The sequence below is a fragment of the Pseudomonas sp. UBA4194 genome (assembly GCF_002379585.1).
GTDB lineage: Bacteria > Pseudomonadota > Gammaproteobacteria > Pseudomonadales > Pseudomonadaceae > Aquipseudomonas.
This window is the reverse complement of record NZ_DFUE01000016.1, coordinates 120,083-136,581: the sequence shown is the minus strand read 5'-3', so window position 1 is coordinate 136,581 and position 16,499 is coordinate 120,083. Positions and strand designations below refer to the sequence as shown.

Annotated in this window: 18 protein-coding genes; 9 read left to right on the top strand and 9 right to left on the bottom strand. The window is 59.1% G+C overall.

From position 1 onward, the window contains the following. Window positions 1-69: 69 nt before the first annotated feature. The gene (locus B3397_RS04370) at window positions 70-651 is read right to left on the bottom strand and encodes a TetR/AcrR family transcriptional regulator (protein ID WP_296247660.1); all 582 of its coding nucleotides are present in this window, start codon (window positions 649-651) and stop codon (window positions 70-72) included. A gap of 156 nt (window positions 652-807) precedes the next feature. Beyond that, a complete protein-coding gene (locus B3397_RS04365) occupies window positions 808-1,860 on the bottom strand; it encodes an NADH:flavin oxidoreductase (protein WP_414704343.1) in 1,053 nt (350 codons plus the stop codon). A gap of 448 nt (window positions 1,861-2,308) precedes the next feature. Between B3397_RS04365 and B3397_RS04360 the strand changes: the two genes are divergently transcribed. The 4 genes from B3397_RS04360 to B3397_RS04345 all read left to right on the top strand — a co-directional run bounded on the left by B3397_RS04360 (window position 2,309) and on the right by B3397_RS04345 (window position 4,181). Further along, window positions 2,309-3,214, top strand: a complete 906-nt coding sequence (locus B3397_RS04360; protein ID WP_296247609.1) for a LysR family transcriptional regulator — start codon at window positions 2,309-2,311, stop codon at window positions 3,212-3,214. Between the two features lie 142 nt (window positions 3,215-3,356). Beyond that, on the top strand, window positions 3,357-3,683 hold the full coding sequence (locus tag B3397_RS04355; RefSeq protein ID WP_296247607.1) for a nuclear transport factor 2 family protein: 327 nt from the start codon (window positions 3,357-3,359) through the stop codon (window positions 3,681-3,683). Next, window positions 3,680-3,844, top strand: a complete 165-nt coding sequence (locus B3397_RS04350) for a hypothetical protein (RefSeq protein WP_296247606.1) — start codon at window positions 3,680-3,682, stop codon at window positions 3,842-3,844. The genes B3397_RS04355 and B3397_RS04350 overlap by 4 nt, the downstream gene beginning before the upstream one ends. Continuing rightward, window positions 3,786-4,181: a LysR substrate-binding domain-containing protein gene (locus B3397_RS04345; protein ID WP_349679017.1), complete on the top strand. Its 396-nt coding sequence runs from the start codon at window positions 3,786-3,788 to the stop codon at window positions 4,179-4,181. Before B3397_RS04350 ends, B3397_RS04345 begins: the two co-directional genes overlap by 59 nt. 90 nt (window positions 4,182-4,271) lie before the next feature. On the opposite strand, the gene B3397_RS04340 is transcribed toward B3397_RS04345, so the two are convergent. Next, a complete protein-coding gene (locus B3397_RS04340) occupies window positions 4,272-5,234 on the bottom strand; it encodes a DMT family transporter (protein WP_296247605.1) in 963 nt (320 codons plus the stop codon). A gap of 102 nt (window positions 5,235-5,336) precedes the next feature. Next, window positions 5,337-5,960, bottom strand: coding sequence for a TetR/AcrR family transcriptional regulator (locus tag B3397_RS04335; RefSeq protein WP_296247604.1), 624 nt, complete (start codon window positions 5,958-5,960; stop codon window positions 5,337-5,339). A 111-nt stretch (window positions 5,961-6,071) separates the two neighbouring features. Between B3397_RS04335 and B3397_RS04330 the strand changes: the two genes are divergently transcribed. From B3397_RS04330 to B3397_RS04310, 5 genes are all read left to right on the top strand, one after another. Next, window positions 6,072-7,277: an MFS transporter gene (locus B3397_RS04330; protein WP_296247603.1), complete on the top strand. Its 1,206-nt coding sequence runs from the start codon at window positions 6,072-6,074 to the stop codon at window positions 7,275-7,277. 57 nt (window positions 7,278-7,334) lie between these two features. Continuing rightward, complete coding sequence (locus tag B3397_RS04325; RefSeq protein ID WP_296247601.1) at window positions 7,335-7,637, top strand: ArsR/SmtB family transcription factor; 303 nt, start codon at window positions 7,335-7,337, stop codon at window positions 7,635-7,637. A 154-nt stretch (window positions 7,638-7,791) separates the two neighbouring features. Next, window positions 7,792-8,787: a zinc-dependent alcohol dehydrogenase family protein gene (locus B3397_RS04320; RefSeq protein ID WP_296247599.1), complete on the top strand. Its 996-nt coding sequence runs from the start codon at window positions 7,792-7,794 to the stop codon at window positions 8,785-8,787. Beyond that, a complete protein-coding gene (locus tag B3397_RS04315; protein WP_296247598.1) occupies window positions 8,777-9,061 on the top strand; it encodes an antibiotic biosynthesis monooxygenase family protein in 285 nt (94 codons plus the stop codon). Before B3397_RS04320 ends, B3397_RS04315 begins: the two co-directional genes overlap by 11 nt. A gap of 34 nt (window positions 9,062-9,095) precedes the next feature. Then, window positions 9,096-11,762 carry an ATP-binding protein gene (locus B3397_RS04310; RefSeq protein ID WP_296247597.1) on the top strand — a complete coding sequence of 889 codons (2,667 nt, stop codon included), beginning with the start codon at window positions 9,096-9,098 and terminating at the stop codon, window positions 11,760-11,762. Between the two features lie 114 nt (window positions 11,763-11,876). On the opposite strand, the gene B3397_RS04305 is transcribed toward B3397_RS04310, so the two are convergent. From B3397_RS04305 to B3397_RS04285, 5 genes are all read right to left on the bottom strand, one after another. Beyond that, the gene (locus B3397_RS04305) at window positions 11,877-12,338 is read right to left on the bottom strand and encodes a PA2169 family four-helix-bundle protein (protein ID WP_296247595.1); all 462 of its coding nucleotides are present in this window, start codon (window positions 12,336-12,338) and stop codon (window positions 11,877-11,879) included. Window positions 12,339-12,521: 183 nt separating this feature from the next. Then, entirely contained in the window at window positions 12,522-13,373 is an 852-nt protein-coding gene (locus B3397_RS04300) for a sugar phosphate isomerase/epimerase family protein (protein WP_296247592.1), read from the bottom strand. 239 nt (window positions 13,374-13,612) lie between these two features. Then, entirely contained in the window at window positions 13,613-13,870 is a 258-nt protein-coding gene (locus tag B3397_RS04295) for a hypothetical protein (protein WP_296247591.1), read from the bottom strand. Window positions 13,871-14,047: 177 nt separating this feature from the next. Continuing rightward, window positions 14,048-15,169: an alkene reductase gene (locus B3397_RS04290; protein ID WP_296247590.1), complete on the bottom strand. Its 1,122-nt coding sequence runs from the start codon at window positions 15,167-15,169 to the stop codon at window positions 14,048-14,050. 64 nt (window positions 15,170-15,233) lie between these two features. Next, on the bottom strand, window positions 15,234-16,424 hold the full coding sequence (locus B3397_RS04285; protein WP_296247589.1) for an MFS transporter: 1,191 nt from the start codon (window positions 16,422-16,424) through the stop codon (window positions 15,234-15,236). Between the last annotated feature and the right edge of the window lie 75 nt (window positions 16,425-16,499).

The following is a 16,499-nucleotide window of genomic DNA, read 5'->3' as shown; positions in this document are numbered from 1 at the left end:
TGATAACTCCTATACCGATCCATATAACTGACCGGTCGTCTACTAAATTGGGTAAATAAAAAGCGCGTGCTATCGCAGCAAGCGCTTGGTGAGGGTTAGAGCTTTGGCGAAGGATTCAGTGGACTTATTCACCTTCACAAGCAAAGAGGCGCCCAGCCAGATCTGATAAAGGGATTCGGCGAACGCGGCACTGTCACCTTCGGGATCAATGCTTCCGTCCGCAACACCCATCTCCACACAGGCGGTGATACGTTGGATGATCTTCGCCGTACCGACTTCGAGCACGCCGCGCATGTCCTCGGAGAGATCGCATACTTCAGCGCCCAGCTTGACGACCAGGCACTTGCCTTCGGGCAAGTCAGTGCCTTGGGTTTCAATCCAGTAATTGAAATAAGCGAGGAGGCGTTCGGCACCATTGCCGGGCTTTGCCATGAGGGAGTCCACTCGCCCCAGGTACTCGGAAAAATACTCTTCCAGCAACGCCTGGCCGAATTCTTCTTTGGACTTGAAGTAGTAGTAGAACGACCCTTTGGGCACACCTGCCGTGCTTAGCACTTCAGCGAGACCAACGGCCGTATAGCCTTTGTTCGTCATTAGCGAACGAGCCACATCGATGATGTGCTGACGCATGTCTTGAGCTGGTTTCTTCATAATGGTCGGCATGATAAATAGATACCGACCGGTCGTCTACAACTTTTTTGAAGATCGGTTCGTCGGCCTTCGTCACGGTTGTCTCCACAGCAAGCTTGAACAGAAGCACGGCAGATTGGAGTCAGCACAGCTCGAGCATGCAGGCACAACGTACGGTCAGCCTATGAGTTCAGAGTCCTTGATGTCAGCGATTGGCCCGAGGATCGACGCATCGAAATCGTTAACGGGCATGTTGCTGGCCAGGCGTTCCGGGAAATTCGGGTTGGCTAGCGCTGCTTTACCGATGGCAATGAGATCAGCACCTTCCTCTAACGCGGAACTCGCGCGCTCGTTCAGGTGCAGGCCGCCGTTGGCAATGAGCGTGAGATTCGGTGCATAGCGATGTGCAAGGGCAACCAAGCTGACGCCGCCGTTCCTGAATGCAGGCTTCCAAGCCTCGTGCTCGGTAACATGGAGGAAATCGACGCCAGCATCGCTCAGCGACCCGAAAATGATCTCTGCATCGCGCTCACCGTGCATCCACTTGTGATCGAAGTCATTAACCTTGCCTTGAGAAATACGCACGCCGAGCGGTGCCGCCCCTACGGTACCTCGCACAGCCTTGATGACCTCCAGAGTGAGACCAATTCGGCTTTTTGTATCTCCTCCCCAGCGGTCGGAGCGCTGGTTGGTGTAGTCAGTCAGAAACTGGTCGAGCAGATAGCCATTCGCACCGTGTATCTCGATGCCGTCGAAGCCGGCATCTTCCATCGAACGTTTGGCAGCCTGTGCAAACCCCGCGATAGCATCGGCAATATCTTCATCGGTCATTGCCTTGGGTACCGAATATTGCCCTTTGCCATAGTAGAAACCCATCTGTTGACCCTTTGCGCGCACGGCAGAGGACGCGGCGCATTGATCAACGAAACGGTTGCCTTGGGACAAAGCTCCAGCGTGCATGATCTGAGCAAATACCGCGCTCCGATGGGCATGAATGACGTCGGTCACGTCACGCCATGCCGCCGCCTGTTCCTGGTCGACAATGCCTGGCTGGAAAGGATAGCCCTGGGAAAATTTCTGGTCGGTATAGATCCCTTCGGTGATAACGACACCAAAGCCGCCTTTTGCAAAGCGCTCGTAGTAGCTTGCCATTTTCGGTGTAGCCAGCCCGGTGGCTGTGGCACTGACGCGTGTCATTGGTGCTACCGCCAGTCTGTTGCGCAGGTGCAGATCTTTAATATCCTAAGGAGTTAATATCTTCGCATTTGGGGTAGTCATGGGTCGCCTTAGTCGATCGAATATGATTGCGCTGTGCGCATGTGTAACGCCTACCCGGCGCTATGTTCCAGCTCGAGTGAAGGTGTTTTTAAGCATGCTTCACGAGCATATGGAAATGCTTGGACGATGACGGACAAAGTCCAGTGTCAATCCGGGAGTTGCGCTGGAAGACGCGTCGACGCAATTGTCCCATCCGCTGACCTGCGCGCAAGCCTCGGCATCTGAAATGTGCGACGCGAGGGTGGTGGATCCCGGGTTGCTTGGCGCAACTGTGCACTTGGCGCCATTCACGCAAACAACGCTGCGCAGCGCTCATTGCAACGGTATAAGCGCAGATGCAATGTTATTAGTTTGAAGGCAAGTCTAGAATGAGAGTTTGTCATGTAGATATCAGCATAGAATGCGTGGATCTGAATTTTCCGAGCTCAAAGCGTTTGTCGCGGTCGTCGAGCGGCAGAGTTTCGCTAGAGCCGCGGAATACCTGGGCTTATCGCCTTCGGCGCTCAGCCAGACTATTCGCCAGCTAGAAAGTCGCATTGGCAGCCGCTTGCTTAATCGCACTACCCGCAGCGTCGCGCCGTCGGCAAGCGGTGAGCAGCTGTATCAACGTCTGGCCCCACTGTTTCGGGAGATGGACGTGGCGGTTGCCGAAGCCAGCGAAGCCGCAGGGCGGATGAGTGGTACGCTGCGCATCAACACGCTTGGGATCGGTGCCCGAACCATCATTGCCCCACGCCTCGCACGCTTTCATAAAGCTCACCCTGACATCGTCCTCGACATCGTGGTTGATGATGCGCTGGCTGATATCGTCAGTGGTCGCTTCGATGCAGGCATCCGCGTAGGCGGGCAGCTAGAGAAGGACATGGTCGCCATCCGCCTGACGCCGGACATGAATATGGTCGTGGTGGCGTCCCCCGACTACCTCGCACTTCATGGCACACCCAGCTCACCCGCTGATCTGCACCAGCATGCCTGTATTAACTGGCGACTGCAGATGGAAGGTAGGCATTATCGATGGGCGTTTGAGAAGTGTGAGCAGAGTATGGAAGTCGTTGTCGATGGGCCTGTTGTCACAAATCATGCCGACATCGGCATTGCCGCTGCGCTGAACGGACTGGGAATCGCCTATCACTTCGAGCAGGACGGTGTGGGCGAGCTACTGGCGCAGGGGCGACTGACCGAGGTACTTGCCGACTGGTCGATTACGCGGCCCGGGCTTTTTCTGTATTACCCAAACAGGCAGCATCAACCCGCCCTTCTAAGTGCCTTCATCGATTGTCTGCTGGATCGAGGCCCCTTTGAATAATCCTGGCCCAGCGTTTCTTCAATAGAGGGCCGGCCGTTGCATTATGCATGCGACTCTACATAAGCCATACGTTTTATAGAATATTCTCTGATGAAACAGCAGAGTGCATGATGGGCTTCAGTTACCACTTGAGCCCAAGAATATGCACACCCTGATGCTTCCCGAACCCATCGCTCATTACTTCGCCTCCGCACACGATCCGGAGGCGCTGGCAAAGTGCTTCACAGCAGACGCCATCCTGAAGGACGATGGCCACACATACGAAGGCGTCCAGGCCATCACTGGCTTCCTAGGCGCAGCATCGGTCAAATACAACGCCACGACTGAGCCGTTCGACATAAGAGACGACGATGGATACCAGATCGTCCGCGCCAAGGTTACTGGCGATTTCCGCGGCAGCCCTGTCAACCTGATATACCGCTTCGGCCTCGATGGTGATCTGATCGCTTCGCTGGAAATCCACGTATGAGTTTCGACCTCGAATTCGGCTTTCACATAAGCCTGCGCAGCCGCGAGACCGATGCCTGCGCTCGCGCCGGTTACAAGCGCAACCTGTCCGTTGAAGTCGTAAATTGGGTTCATTTCACCCGCTTACTTCGAGCGCAGGCCCAAGCCTGTCACGCCCCATGACCTCACGGCACATGTCGGAATCAATCTTCGCCTACCGACATCAGGGGGCCTCTGGTCTTGGCCCTTTGAAAAGGGAGGACGTGACGTGAGAGTTCGGGCGGAAGGTCAGATGGTGTGCAATACAGTCCCCATGATGCTGGACTTCGCGATGGCTGGAGTCGGGCTGGCGCATCTGCCGGAGGATGTCGTCCAACAGCAGGTTCAGGATGGCCGTCTCATACGCGTCCTGGAAGACTGGTGTCCCGTCGTCACGGGGTATCACCTTTACTATCCGAGTCGGCGACAGCCTAAGCCTGCATTCAAACTTTTGCTCGAACTGTTGCGGGCAAACGTCTGACCGACTGCTGTTGGCCGATAGCAACCGTTCTCCGGATGCGCCGGGTGCCTGACGGTCCGGTCTGCGAACCTTCCCGTGCCCTCGCCACCATCAATGCCTGGCACCTACCGGGGATGGCACCTGCGCTCGCGTGACCATCGTGATACCGACGCACACGAGCACCAGCGCTGCCAGGTTTTTCCATTCGAAAATGCTCTCGCCCAGGAACAGTGCCGACAGTGTGGCGCCGAATACCGGTACCAGAAACGCGAACACACTGACTCGGCCGACCGGGTTGTATTTGAGAAGCAGGCTCCACAGTGTGAATGCCACCGCCGACAGCAGGGCGAGGTAGACGAGCAGGAGGGTCGAAGCCGGTGTCAGGTGGCCCAGGGTGCCGCCGGTTGCGTAGCCGCCTATGAGCAACGCCAAGCCGCCGATGGCCAGCTGCCAACCGGTCATTACCATTGCATCCATGCGGTTGGAGACGTATTTGCCATAGAGGGATGCGGCCGAGAGCACGAAGGCTGCGATCACGATGAAGCCCTCGCCGTGCAGCGACGGCAAGGTATCGAGCGGACCAGCCCCCGCGTTGACAGTCAATACACCGGCAAAACCGAGCAGGCAGCCGACACTTTTGCGCGTGGACAGCTTGTCGTTGTGGTAAACGAAGTGCGCCAGCAGCACGCTGAAGAACGTCGTGGTGGCATTCAGAATCGACGCGCGGACGCCGGTGGTAAAGGCCAGGCCGATGTAGAAGAACACGTACTGCAGACCCGTCTGCACGAGGCCCAGCAAAGCCACCTGGCCAAACGTGTGTCGGCTCAATCGCATTATCGGCTTGCCCATGATGACTGCTAGCAGCAACAGGCAAACACCCGCAAGCAGGAAACGATAGCCCGCAAAAATGAGCTTGGACGATACGTCGTGCGGGGCGATCAGCAGCATCTCGTACCCGTTCTTGATGGCCGGGTAAGAACTGCCCCACAGGGCACAGCACAAGGTAGCCAACAGCAAGACGGTTTTAGGGTCAGAGAGATACTGCGATACGTGGCGGGTGGCAGGTGTGTTCATGGGCGACTGACGATCTCCGTGATCTTGTTATTTTTTGGAGATGTAGTAATAGCTTCTGATAAGACATCGTACAAGTGGCATCAAGTTTGATGCGTTAAGTCATCAACTATCGGCCCGCACACACAACCCATCCCACAACCCCATCATCTGGCTCACCGCCGCATCCATCGTGGCATGCGAGACCCCATCCCGTGCCAACGTCGACAAACCGAGCAGAAAGCTGTCGAACGCCGCCGCGAGCGTTTCGGGCATTACGGTCACCGGCAATTCACGCGCGCTAACCGCTCGTTCGACACACGCCACCAGGCCCGCACGGTTCAGGTTGCGGGCTCGCACCAGAGGCTCGGAGATGGCCTTGCTCTCTTCCGAGCACGCGCTCATCAGCCCCAGCGACACCAGGCAACCGCGGGGATGATCAGTTTCGCATTGCATCTTTGCCGAGCGCCGCAGCGTGAGTTCGATCGCCTCTCTGGGCGGCAGGCTGGTATCGAACAGGCTTTCGGTGACACGACCATGGGTGGCGAGATAGCGTTCCATGACTTCCTGGAACAGGGCCTGTTTGGAGCCAAACGCAGCATAGAAGCTGGGGGCAGTAATGCCGCCGCCGATGTTGGCCTTGAGCTGGGTGAGCGACGTCGCGTCGTATCCGTGCTCCCAAAACAGATGCATTGCCTGAGTGATTGCCACGTCACGATCAAACGTGCGCGGACGTCCCATTTGTGCCATGTCCGATCTCCTGCTGAATGACTTAGATACTAATCGATACAGAAGTCGTTGACCAGCGGGTGAGCGCTCTCTATATTCATACCGATCAGTATATAAGTGAGGTGAGATCGCATGAGTAGGGAAGAATCGCACGACGGAAAACTTCCGCTGGGAGCGCTGCTGGCCTTGGCAATGACAGGGTTCATCTGCATCGTTACCGAGACGCTGCCGGCGGGCTTGCTGCCGGAAATCGGCAGTGGTTTGAGCGTGTCGCCATCGTTCGCGGGGCAGATGGTGACGGTCTACGCGTTGGGTTCGCTGCTCGCGGCCATTCCACTGACCATCGCCACGCAAAGCTGGCGCCGCAGAACGGTGCTGCTGCTGACGATCGTTGGCTTTTTGGTATTCAATTCAGTCACCGCGCTGTCGTCCAATTATTGGCTCACGCTGGTTGCGCGGTTCTTCGCAGGCGTTTCCGCAGGCCTGGCCTGGAGCCTGATCGCAGGCTACGCACGCCGCATGGTGGTCCCGCAGTTGCAGGGCCGTGCGCTGGCTGTGGCAATGGTGGGAACGCCCATCGCGTTGTCGCTTGGGGTGCCTCTGGGGACCTGGCTGGGTGGGTTCATGGGTTGGCGCATGGCCTTCGGGTTGATGTCCGCGATGACCGTGGTATTGATCGCCTGGGTGCTGATCAAAGTGCCGGATTATCCAGGCCAATCCTCATCACAGCGCATGGCGTTGCGTGAGGTGTTTTCCACCCCTGGCGTTCGCCCGGTGTTGGCCGTGGTGTTCACCTGGATGCTGGCGCACAACATCCTTTACACCTACGTGGCGCCCTTTGTCGCCAAGGCCGGGTTGGCGAATGACGTCGATGTGGTCTTGCTGGCCTTTGGTGTTGCGGCGCTGGCAGGTATCTGGGTCACCGGTCGCCTGGTTGATCGGCATTTGCGTACCACGGTGCTGGCGAGCCTGGCCACGTTTGCAGCGGTGGCGGTTTTTCTGGGTCTGTTTTCAGGCTCTGCTTCGGCCATTTACGCAGGTGTTTTCATCTGGGGCCTGACGTTCGGCGGCGCGGCCACGCTTCTGCAAACCGCGCTGGCAGACTCGGCAGGGCAGGGCGCCGACGTGGCGCTGTCGATGAATGTCGTGGTGTGGAACAGCGCTATCGCCGGCGGCGGTCTGCTCGGTGGAGTGCTGCTGGGGCAGTGGGGCGTAAGTACGTTTCCCTGGGTGCTGTTGGCGTTGCTGTTGATCAGCCTGGGTATCGCTGTGCGCGCGCGGGAGCATGGTTTTACGGGCGGTGACCGGCAGACCGGGGAGATGGTGGTAGGCCACTGAATCGGCAGCCGATGAATGGTTTATTGACATATCGGTAATTCTCGATATTATCAGGCCATGGAATTGATCGAAGTATTCAAAGCGCTCTCCAACCGCACCCGCCTTCAGATCCTTACGGGTCTGAAGGATCCGGTGAAGAACTTTCCTCCACAAGACGAAGGGGACGTGCACACGGTAGGGGTTTGCGTCAGTAGCATTCAGGAAGGCGTCGGGCTGTCGCAGTCGACGGTGTCTGATTACCTGGCCACGTTACAACGTGCAGGCCTGGTTAGAGTCCGGCGCATCGGGCAATGGACCTACTACCAGCGCAATGAAGAAACCATCAGCGCGCTGGCAGAGCTCATCGGGAAGGAATTGTAATTTCTTTTGGCTAGATATATCGGTAATTCCCGATATCTCGTTTTAGAAGCTCAGACTTTCGCCGAGACGGGACGAAGGGTAAGGCGTGTTTTTTGTTCTATCACAGGATATCGAAAAATCCCGATATCCCTTAATCCAGAAACGAGGATCTATCATGAAAGCTCTGATACTCAAATCATTTGGCGGCCCGGAATCCTTCGAGCTGCGCGATGTGCCAAAGCCCGTGCCACAAGTGGGGCAGGTGCTGGTGCGGGTGCACGCTACCTCCATCAATCCCCTGGATTACCAGGTAAGGCGCGGTGATTACGCCGAGTTGGTGCCACTGCCTGCCATCACTGGGCATGACGTATCGGGTGTTGTCGAAGCCATTGGGCCGGGCGTCACCAGCTTCTTACCTGGCGACGAAGTCTGGTACACCCCGCAGATCTTCGATGGGCCGGGCAGTTACGCCGAATACCATGTGGCCGCCGAGTCCATTGTGGGCAAGAAGCCGGCATCGTTGAGTCATCTTGAGGCGGCCAGCCTGCCTCTGGTGGGCGGTACGGCCTGGGAGGCATTGGTCGTACGCGCGGCGCTCAGGGTAGGGGAGAGCATTCTGGTGCATGGTGGCGCGGGAGGCGTCGGGCATGTAGCCATCCAGTTGGCAAAAGCCATAGGTGCCAGAGTGTTCACCACGGTGCGCGGCGCAAACAGTGAGTTTGCGAAAGCCCTGGGGGCGGATGTGGTCATCGACTACGAGCAAGAGAATTACGTCGAGGTCATTTTGCGGGAAACCGATGGCAAGGGCGTTGATGTGGTGTTCGATACCATCGGCGGTGCCACCTTGGCGCGCAGCGCTGAGGCCCTTGGGCAACTAGGGCGCGTGGTGTCTATCGTGGACACGACCCAGGCGCAGAACCTTATCCAGGCCTGGGGCAAAAACGCGAGTTACCACTTCGTTTTTACCCGACAGAACCGCGGCAAGCTCGATGAGCTGAGTGCGTTGATCGCGCGCGGTCAATTGCGGCCGCATATCGGCGCTGTTCATACGCTTGCTGAGATCGCTCAGGCGCACGCCCTGCTGGAGACCCCCAACAACGGTCTGCGGGGAAAGATCGCGATTGCGGTCGTACCGCAGGCTGACCTTGGAGGAGCCTCGCATGGTTTATGAAATTGCTTTGCTGCCTGTTCATGCCAACCGTATGGAGCAGTTCAAACGTGCTTTCGCTGACGTTGCGCCTTTACTCACCCGGGCCAGGGGTTACGGGGGGCACCTGCTAGCGCAAGGCGTGGAGACGCCGGAGTCGTTCAATCTGATCGTGCGCTGGCAATCCCTGGAAGATCACACACCAGGTTTTGAAGCGAGTGAAGATCACCGGCTATTCATGCTGGGACTGGAAAAATTCTTTTCGGCTGAACCGAAGGTTTATCACATTGAGGGGTAGGCGTTTACGACTGCATTCGTTCTGTTCGACAGTGATGCTTGATGGCCATATTTCTGAGAAGATGCTCTTCATCACGCCGATAAAGAGCAGTGCTCCAGAGCGCCTCTTCCAGCACATTCTTTTTTACTCGCCTGCAGAGCCGACTCTGCCGCCTTCATTGGGGATCCGCATGCCGATTGTTTCAGTGGATCTTGACCATGAAGATCGCTTGTCTCACGTATTGAGTGCCAGTGAGCGGCTGGTGATGGCAGGTTCGGTGGATGAGGTCGTCGCAGTATTGCGCGACACGGCGCGTGCCACGGTCGATGCCGAAGGGGTGGCCGTGGTGCTCGAGGATCGAGGGCGCTGCGCTTATGTCGCGGAGGACGCGGTGTCTGCGCTGTGGCAAGGTCAGTCCTTCGCGGCTGACCACTGCATCTCCGGGTGGGTGCTGCGTCACGGTGAAACGGCGGCGATCCGTGATGTACGGGTCGATCCACGGATTCCACAGAACGCCTACTCGCCGACCTTCGTCCGCAGCCTGGTGATGGTGCCCATCGGCAGGCCGGTGCCGGTGGCGGCGCTGGGTGCCTATTGGTCCGAGGTTCGCGAGCACGACGACGATACGATCAAGCGTCTGGAAAGTCTGGCGCGGCTGGCGACGATTGCCATCGAGAATGCCCGGCTGACCCAGGCGCGCAATCGTGCCGCGGCGCTGGGAGCGGCGCAAAACCGCATTCTTGAACTGGCGGTAGAAGACACGGCCTTGCACATTACGCTGGATGCGATCGTGCATGAAGTAGAAGCGCTGTCCCCGTCGGGGTTCCTGGTCGGCATTGTGCTGCTGAACGAGGAGGGCAGCCAGTTGCAGCATTGTGTCGGGCCGAGCCTGCCGGCTGCCCACAACGAGGCCGTTATCGGCACCCCGTTCGAAGCACATTGGGGCCAGCTCCGCGCGCTTGCCAGCGTGCACGATCTTGCTGTCTGCCGACTGGTCCCGATTCGCTCGGCGCAAGGCGACATGCTGGGCGCTTTCATCATGTACCACCGCGAAACGCGCGAGCCGTTGCCGGCGGACATCGAGATCGTCGATTTTGTCGTCCACACCGTAGGGCTCGTGGTTCATCGAGCGCGCGCCGACGCTGGAATCCGCGTCAGTGAGGCGCGGCTGCGGCTCGCCGTCGACCACGCCGACGTCGGCTTCTGGGACGTGGATTTCGTTCATAACACGCTGGTTTGGCCTCAACAGACCAAGGCCATGTTCGGCATCCCGCCCGACGCACCGGTCACGCTGCAGGACTTTTACGACGGCCTGCACCCTGCTGACCGGGACGCGACGATACAGGCGTTCACGGCCGCCGTTGATCCGCAACGCCGCGCGCTTTACGACGTCGACTATCGCACCATCGGCCGCGACGACGGCGTCGTTCGCTGGGTGGCTGCCAAGGGCCGCGGCGTGTTCGATGCCGCCGGGCGATGCCTGCGCGTCACTGGCACGGCAATAGAGATCACCGCCCGCAAGGCTGCCGAAGAGGAGCTGCGCGAACTCAATGCCACCCTCGAGGTGCGTATTGCGCAAGCCATTGACGAGCGGGAAGAAGTCCAGAAGGCGCTGCGCCAGAGTCAGAAGATGGAAGCGATGGGGCAGCTCACCGGCGGTGTCGCCCACGACTTCAATAATCTGCTCACCCCGATCGTCGGCACGCTCGATATGCTGCAGCGGCGCGGTGTGGGTGGCGAACGCGAGCAGCGGTTGATTTCCGGCGCGGTGCAGTCCGCCGATCGGGCAAAAACGCTGGTGCAAAGGTTGCTGGCATTTGCCCGCCGCCAGCCGCTGCAGACCGTTCCCGTGGACGTGGCGAAGCTGATCAGCGATATGGGTGACCTGGTGGCCAGCACCACCGGCCCGCAAATCAAAGTGGTCGTCGACGCGCCGGCCAATCTGCCCGCTGCCATTGCAGACCTGAACCAGCTCGAGATGGCCCTGCTCAACCTTTCCGTGAACGCCCGCGATGCGATGCTCGAGGGCGGAACGATGCGGATATCGGCCAGCACGGACTGGGTCGGCCCGGGGCACCGTTCCAAGCTCCCCGCCGGCGAATACCTTTGCCTGTCCGTGGCCGATACGGGCACCGGCATGGACGCCGCGACGCTAGCGCGCGCAGTGGAACCGTTCTTCTCCACCAAAGGCGTCGGCAAAGGCACAGGCCTCGGACTGTCCATGGTCCACGGCCTGGCATCGCAATTGAACGGCGCGCTCACGCTTCAGAGCTCACCCGGGCTGGGGACGAACGTGGAGCTGTGGCTGCCACGCAGCAAAACTGTCCCTGCAGCGGCTTTGCGCATTGCCGAGGCCGCAGAAGCAGGGTCGGCACGTGGGGTCGCACTGCTGGTCGACGATGAAGAACTGGTACGTGCCAGCACTTCGTACATGCTGGCCGAGCTCGGCTATCGGGTGATCGAGGCGGCGTCTGGCGAAGAAGCCGTGGGGCTGATGGGCGCGGGGGAATCGTTCGACCTGCTGATCACCGACCATTTGATGCCTGGCATGAACGGGACGGATCTGGCCAAGGTTGTGCGTGAAGCCAGACCTGGGACGGCGATTTTGCTGGTGTCAGGTTACGCGGAGCGTGAAGGACTCGACCCGGACCTTCCGCGGCTCGCCAAGCCGTTTCGCAAGAATGAACTGGCGGCAAGTCTGGCTGCTCTTGGGCGAGAATGAAGACTGTACGGGGGGCAGGCGGCATCGAGAAGTGAGCCGTATTGGGAACGCTACCTGGATAGGCGGAACCCGAAAAAGATTGGCCCAAGCGGGATGCCCGCTTGGGCCAGGATGTTACTTCTCAGCGCGCGCCTTGTCGCGTAGCGCTTTGATCTGGTCGTGGTTGCGAAGCACGCCGTCGTACTGCTTCTGAATCACCGCACGGATGTCAGGGGTCAGATCCTGATTTTCCAAGGCTTTGCTGTAGCTTTTCTTGGCCACATCTTCACCACGCTCGGCTTCATTCAGCAGAGCGGCATCGTCCTTGCCGGTGATGGCGGATTTGAGATCGACCCAACGACGATGCAGGTCACCGCTCACGCTGGTAGTCGTTTCGGGTTCACCACCCAGGCCGCGCACCAGGCTCTGCAGTTCTGCGGCAGCGCTCGCCGTGTCGCTGGCGCGGCTGGTGAATACGGAGCGCAAGTGCTCGTTCTTGGTGTTCTCGGCCAGGTCTTTGAAACCCGCCTCACCATCCTTCGAGGTCTCGATCAGGTCGTTCAGTACCTTAATGGTTTCTTTATGAACATCAGTCATTTCAGTTCTCCATAGGGTCGGCCCGGCTCAGGCCCAAGAGGCAGCCATATCGTTGCGTGAAATTCGTACGCAGGTTTTAGGTGGCGTTGGAGGACCGAAGGTTCACATTTTCGACGATAAAGTCGTAACAGACCGTGGCGGCGAACAACGCGATCCTCCCCCAAGCCCCGTATTGCGGCCATCTCAGGGCCGTTCTTTGATATCGAATGCCAGATCATTGAACGTCATGCTGCTTGCTTCGACCGCCTTGATGGTTGTGGAGGCGTCTTTCCACAGGGAGTCGGAAACCGAATCGGAGAAAATCTCCAGGACGTAATCCCCCTCATAGCCTGTCTCCACGACTCGACGCAATATTTCCAGCAGAGGGATCTTGCCGTCGCCCAACGCGCGCCGGTCGTGCAGTGACCGCGGCCGGCGCCAGTCGGCGAGCTGCACGAGAAACAGTTTCTCTGCCGATATGGACGTCAGCAGGCCTGGGTCCTGCCAACTGTTGTACAGATCCAGGCACAGGCCGAAGCACGCTCGGTCTACGCTGCTGGCCAACTCTTGTGCCTGGCTGTAGGCAAACAGAATGGAATTCTTGTTCATCAGGGACGGCCCCAGTGCCTCCAGGGCAATCTTCATGTTTCGCTGCTGCGCGTGTTCGGCCAATGTCCGGTAATGCGCGACGCAGCCCTCCCACACTTTATGCTCGTTGCCCTGGGCATCCGCTCCGGTGTTGGACACCAGCGGGATATCCGTCCAGTACTCACTGAACAGGTCCACTGAGGCGATCAGATTCTCCAACCGTGCTTCAGGGCATTCGGGTTTCGGCGCCGACTCGGATGGGAAGATCGTCAGGGTTTTCGGCTGGATGGAGGTGATGCGCACGCCGCTGTCTTTGATGGAAGCCAGCTGATCGCGTGCTTCACTGGGATCGGCAGAAAGTTTTTTCTCGGCGATTTCCAATGCGCAACCGAGCCGCTTGCACAGCGATAGATCTTCTTCGAGGGTCAGTGGGGTGGTGGTGATCTGACTGATAGCCAAGCTTTGCATTACGACCTCTGGGCTGTCGGTTTGGATATGGGCATTCAAAAGCGCTGTTGGTATCTCTGATCAGCACCCTGCAGCTGAGGTTCAGATGGATCGAGATGAGCCAAACCGTTGATCTAGAGCTGCGCCGGCCAAGGGGGCGAGGCAAACTTCGTTGAAAGCTGGGGAGGGGGGGTATGCAGGCAGGAGAGGGGGCGTTTACCGAAGGCGCTAGGGCGCGATGCCCTAGCGGCCAGCACTTCTTACTTCTTCTTTTTCGCAGGCTTGTCAGCCTTCTCGGCCTTGTCTGATTTCTTGGCCTTTTCTGGCTTGCTGTCAGCTTTCTTCAGCGATTTCTTTGGCTCGGCATCTTTCTTCTTGTCCTTCTTGTCGGAGGACTTGGAAAGAGCCGAAGCAGCGGCGGATTTTTTCTCCGGCGATGCTTTCTTGTCTTTCATATCCTTGCTGGCTTTCGAAGCTGCGCCCTTGTCTTTCTTGTCGTCTTTAGCCACGTTGACCACCTCATGATAGATGCCGTTATTGGCAAGTCGCCCGTGGAAATATCCACACGCTGATCATTAGGTGAGCGCCGATGAAGGCGGTTCAGATTTTTTTGTGGGCACAGACAAGCGTGAGCTATTGCGTGACGGGCCTGAAGACTGGGCGAGCCCAGTCTGGCCTTTGAGCCGGCTTTGCGATCAAGCCCTATACGGTGGGTAGTCGATATAGCCCTGGCCATCACCGCCGTAATAGGTCTCGCGATTCGGGACGGTCAGCGGCCAGCCGTTTTTCAGCCTGGCGACCAGATCCGGGTTGCCGATGAACGGCTGACCGAACGCGGCCAGGTCTATCAGGTTCGCCTCCAGCAATTCCTCAGCCCGCTCCCGGGTCATGTCGCCAGCCAGAATGAGCGCCGTGTCACCCAGTTCGGCCTTGCATTGCTCAAGCAACGCGCGCAATGCCTGCTCCTGAGCTGCCGAGCTTTCGCCCGCCATGAAGAAGTGGGTCTGATCCATCACATGCACATACGCGATGCCCCGTTGGCGCATGCCCGCGCAGAGCGCCGCATAGGTTTCATCGATCTGTGGGTAGATCGGCATATCGAACAACTGGCCATATGGAGAGATGCGAATGCCGACGCGGTCAGCACCGATACTGGCGCAGGCCGCGTCCACCACTTCAAACACAAAACGCAGCCGGTCCTGGAGAGTGGACGCGCCATAGCGGTCGCTACGGTCGTTGACCAGAGGGTTGAGGAACTGCTCGAGCAGATAGCCGTTGGCGCCGTGAATTTCCACACCGTCAAAACCGGCATCCACTGCATTTTGCGCCGCCTGGGCGAAGTCCTCGACGACACGGGCAACTTCCTCGGTGGTCAATGGACGGGGTACTGAGGTCGGTACGAAACCTGGCTCGCCGTTCTCGCCATAGGCGAACGCCACCGCACCCTGGGCGGCTTTGCTGGTGGCGCTGACCGGGGCCTTGCCGTCGGTCTGGATCGAGGTATGAGACACCCGGCCCACATGCCACAGCTGGGCAAACATACGCCCGCCAACACTGCGTACCGAATCGGTCACGCGCTTCCAGCCCTGGATCTGCTCCGGGGTGTAGATGCCGGGGTTGAACAGGTAGCCCTGGCCTTCGCGGGAGATCGGCGTGCCTTCCGAGACGATCAGGCCAGCGGTAGCACGTTGGGTGTAATGCAGGGCAATCTGGTCGGTGGCGATGTCATCCGGGGCGCGGGAGCGGGTCATGGGTGCCATGACGATGCGGTTGCTCAGGTGTGTCTCGCCGAGTTTGAATTCGTTGAATAGCGTCAAGAGAGTGCTCCTGTAGTGGGAATCGAGGACGGGCAGCGCGCTTGCAACGCCGCTGCCCAGGTCGTTACGGGCGACGCATCAGCAGCAGCGCGACGATCACCGCCAGTGCCGCGATGAGGGTGGCGATGACGCCGATCGAGCCCAGACCAAAGTGGCCAATGCCGATGCCGCCGAGGATGGCCCCCAGGCCGATGCCGGCGTTGGCCGCAGAGATGTTCATGGTCGCGGCCAGAGACTGAGCCTGCGGACCGGCCTGCATCACGCGCACCTGGCACACCACGAACAGCGCGGTATAGCCGATGCCCCACGCCACCAGGGCGACGATCAAGCCAACAAGGTGACTGGCAAGCGGGACGGCGGCCAGCATGCCGGCACCGGCCAGCACCAGGAACAGCACCATCGCGGCCAGCGGCTTGCGGTCGACCATGCTGCCGCCCAGGTGGTTACCGACCATGCCGATGGCACCAAAGCCCATCAGCCACCAGCCCACCTGGCCTGCAGGAATACCGCCCAGACGCTCGAGAATGTCGGCCAGGTAGGTGTAGGCCGTGAACAACGAGGTAAACGTCAGAATCGACAGCAGCAGGTGAGCGAGGAAGCGCGGTTGGCGCAGGATCGCGGTTTGCTTCTGATCAGGGTGCGAGCTGGCGGACACCGGCAGCTTGGGCATGACCAGGTGCATCAGCACACCGATGAAGAAGGAGATCCCGGCCAGGATCCAGAAGCTCCCACGCCAGCCCACCGAATCGGCCGCCAGGGTGCCCAGTGGCACACCGAACACCAGCGCGGCAGTGATACCCAGGTAGACCCGGCCCACGGCCTTGCCGGATTGTCCCGGACCTGCCAGCTGACCCGCCGTTTCGCTGGCAGTACCCCAGAACACCGGCAATGCCAAGGCTGGGATGAAGCGTGCCAATGCCAGCACCCAGATATTGGTCGACACAGCCGCCAGCACGTTGGAGGCTGCGAATACCATCAAGATCCAGGTGAACAGTTTCTTGCGTTCGACGTGCGCCAGTTTGGCGGTGAGTATCGGCCCGAACAGCATGACCGTGAAGGCGAACAGGGTAACCACCTGGCCTGCCAGGGCGATCGAAATGTTCAGCTCACGCGACAAGGCCGGCAGCAGGCCGACAATCAGAAACTCGGTAGTTACGATGATGAAGGCCGCAACGGCCATGATCAGGATCTGAAGCCCTGAACCGGCGATTGCAGGGGAGGCCAATGGGGCACTGGCCGTAGATGGGGACTGCATGGTGCTTAACTCCAAACGGGTTTTGGCATAGCCTATTGGAGAAATCCTGTTTTATCTTGGCTCGTTCCGACCGAG